Raw genomic sequence first — 3,354 nt, 5'->3', positions numbered from 1 at the left:
TGCCGCCAAGCCGGACATCACCGCAACCTGGGCACGGCGATGCAGGACGTCGTGGTCGATGCGCTCCCGCTTCGTCACCGCGACATCGTCACCCGAAGGCCTCGTCCTGCACTGCCATCCCGAGGACGCCGCCCAGCCCCCTGAAACGAGAGAGCCCGGGCGGGGCGGCGCAATCTAGTACGACGGGCGGCGCCATCGTCAGGTCAAAGTGACGGTTAGGACACGTCTAATCTGGCTGCCCGGCCACCGCCCAAGTAACCTTCGTTCCCGCGCGGATCTTGTTCTGCCAGCGCGGGCCGCAGCCCCACAGGCACGGAGTCAACTGAACCGGTAGCAGTCCCTCTCAACGGCCACCGGCGGTCCCTGCTATCCGGCCGACCGCACTGACCGCACTGGAGCAGTGCCGCCGCCGGGGGGTCAGATGTCGGGGCTGTACGTCGCGATGAACTCGGCGTACCGGCGGGCCCCGGTGCCCGAGGAGACGTCACCGATCCGGAGCACGGTCAGCCCGAGGTAACCCCACGTCTCGAAGGCCTCGTTGATGTTGTCCCAGCCCTCCTCGGACGCGACCCCGCCGGCGAGCGCGTTCTCGCCCTTGAGCTCGACGCCGGCGCGGTAGGCGTAGTCGCCGATCCAGCCGACCAGCGTCTGCGCCAGCGAGTACGCGGGCTCCACCGGGTCGTCATCCATCTCCAGCGCGGTAAAGTGCATGACCACCTCGCGGGGTCCGCCGTCGAACCGGTTGGCCAGCTCGACGACCCGCTGGTAGCCGTGCCCGGTCGCCCAGGAGTCGAGGTCGACGCTGGTCTGGATCAGGCCGGTGGTCACCTCGGCGGCCCGCGGGTGGGCGGGGTTGGTCATCGACCAGTGGATGCCCGGCACCTTGTAGCCGATGTCTGCCTCGGGGAAGTCCTCGCCGAGGGAGTCGATGACCGTCCACAGCACGCGCTCGCCGTGCTCGACGAGGGAGCCGTTGTACCAGTCGACGAAGTCGCGGCCGTACTGGGTGTCCAGGTAGTCCAGTCCGGCGAAGAAGGCATCGGCGTCCGCTGGCGGGCCGATCTCCTGCACCGACGCGAGGTCGGTCCCGCAGGCGCGGTTGATCGCCTCCAGGGAGCCGTACCGGTGCAGCATCTGACTGCGGAGGTCCTGCACGGCCAACGGGGAGTAGGCCTGCAGGGCGCCCCGGGTCGGGTAGCCAGTGCCCTCGTCGTGCTGGTTGTAGGAGGGGTACCTCAGCTCGCCGGACGGGCCGAGCGAGACGTTGACCTCCACCACCTCCTCGGCGTAGACGTCCCCGTACTGCTGCTCGAACGCCCGGGTGAAGTCGCGGTACTCGTCCAGGACCACCGAGTCGGCCCAGCCCTGCACGCTCTCGGCGCTGTGGTTCCCCTGCTCGCTCCGGTGCTGCAGTCCCGTCGGGCCGAGCACGATGCCGCGGTGGTGGACGCCGGCGTACTTGGACCACAGCCACGACGGCAGCAGGCTGGTGTAGTCGTCACCGACGTTGCCGCCGGCCTGGTGGAAGGACAGGATCGGCGCGAGGTCCAGACCCTTGGACGTGATCAGGTCGAAGACCCGGTCGTAGTAGCCCCAGTCGAACCGGTTGTCCGCCTCGCCCTCGACGTCGCCCCACCACACGTCCACGCTGACGGCGTCCACGCCATAGGCGGCCACGGTCTCGAGGTCGGCCTCGAACGCCGCCCAGTCGGTCACCCGCAGGGGCGCCATGACGTTGGCGGTGAACTCCGGGCTGTCCAGCGCCACGGGCCCGGGAGGCACCGGGCCGTCCGCGGGCGCGGCCTGGGCGGCGCCGGCGCCGGCGCCGGCGAGGAGCAGGCCGAGGACGCAGAGCAAGACTGTGGCGTGCCTCACATCCGGGCATCCTGCCAGCCCGCCGCGCCGGTTCACGGGTCGGTCCCCGGTCGGCATCGTCCCCCCGGCGTGTCCTGCGGGACTCGCGGCCCGGACCGGCTACCGGCCTCGACCCGGCGCACGATCGGCTCCGCTCGACCCCGGAGACCACGGGACCTCGCGAGCTGTGGACGGAGAGCCGCTCCTCTGCACACGCCCCACCGCCCGGGGTCGTCCACCGGCTCGGAGGGGGCGGCCGGTGTCACTCGTCGGCAACGTCCGGGCGGCACGGACCAGCACCGCGGCCTCGTGCGGGCGCTCGGCCCAGCTCGCTCGACGGGAGGCTCCGGGCGAGCGAGGTTGTCACGGTCCACACGCCGTCGCCGGTCGACCAGGCGCCCCCGCCGGCGAGGCCGGTGCCTGCCCGGCGAGAGCCGGTGGTCAGCCGCCCGTTCGAGGACGGGCCACCGGCATATGGTGGGCGCCCCTCCCGGGCGAAGGAGTTCCGCATGACACAGGTCGAATCCCGTCTCACGTCTCCGGAGTCGGTGGGGATGAGCGCCAACCGCCTCGAGCGCATCGCGCCCGCGATGCAGAAGTACGTCGACGAGCGCGGCTACCCGGGCTTCACGACGCTCGTGTCGCGCCGCGGCCGGCTCGTCCATGCGGGGCGGATCGGCTGGCAGGACCGTGAAGCCGAGGTGCCCCTGGCGGAGGACACCATCTACCGCCTGTACTCGATGACCAAGCCGATCATCTGCACCGCGCTGATGACGCTCTTCGAGGAGGGGAGGTTCCAGCTCGTCGACCCGGTCGCCAAGTGGATCCCGGCGTTCGGGGCGACGAAGATCGCCGGGCCGGGCGGGACGCTCGAGGATCAGTCACCGCTGCGCCCGATGCAGATCCGCGACGTGATGAGCCATACGAGCGGGCTCACCTACGACTTCCTCGAGGACTTCCCCGTCGCGGAGCAGTACCGCGCGAAGCAGCTCATGCACGACCCGACCCGCACGCTCGAGCAGGTCATCGACGAGCTCGCGACGATCCCGCTCGCCTTCGCACCCGGCACGAAGTGGCACTACAGCCTGGGCACCGACGTCACCGCACGCCTGATCGAGGTCATCTCGGGCCAGAAACTCGGGGACTTCCTCCAGGAGCACCTCTTCGGGCCGCTCGGGATGACCGACACGGCCTTCGGCGTGCCGGAGTCCGCACGCGGCCACATCTACGCCATGTACGGCCTGCCGGACCTCCTCGCCCAGGACATGACGTTCAGCACCCTGGCGGGCGCGTTCGCCGCCGGCGACTTGGGCCGCCGCGACGTGGAGGCGACCTATCCGAGCGACGCGGCGGAGGTCTTCCAGCGTGGCGGCCTCGGCCTCTTCGGGACGGGCTCGGACTACCTGCGCTTCGCGAACATGCTGCTCACCGGCAAGGCGGAGGACGGCACACGCATCCTCGGCCGCAAGACGCTCGAGCTGATGCACACCAACCACCTCG

Annotated in this window: 2 protein-coding genes; one reads left to right on the top strand and one right to left on the bottom strand. The window is 70.7% G+C overall.

Translation table 11 applies throughout. The features are described from left to right. Positions 1 to 417: 417 nt before the first annotated feature. Positions 418 to 1,875 (bottom strand): family 14 glycosylhydrolase, encoded by a 1,458-nt coding sequence (locus VN520_RS07130; protein ID WP_325745998.1) that lies wholly within the window; start codon positions 1,873 to 1,875, stop codon positions 418 to 420. A 488-nt stretch (positions 1,876 to 2,363) separates the two neighbouring features. Between VN520_RS07130 and VN520_RS07125 the strand changes: the two genes are divergently transcribed. Beyond that, a partial coding sequence (locus VN520_RS07125) for a serine hydrolase domain-containing protein (protein ID WP_325745997.1) occupies positions 2,364 to 3,354 on the top strand: 991 nt, incomplete at its 3' end.

Source organism: Streptomyces sp., from assembly GCF_035563135.1.
Classification (GTDB): Bacteria; Actinomycetota; Actinomycetes; order Streptomycetales; family Streptomycetaceae; genus Streptomyces.
The sequence above is the reverse complement of the archived record's forward strand: the minus strand, read 5'-3'. Positions and strand labels throughout refer to the sequence as shown.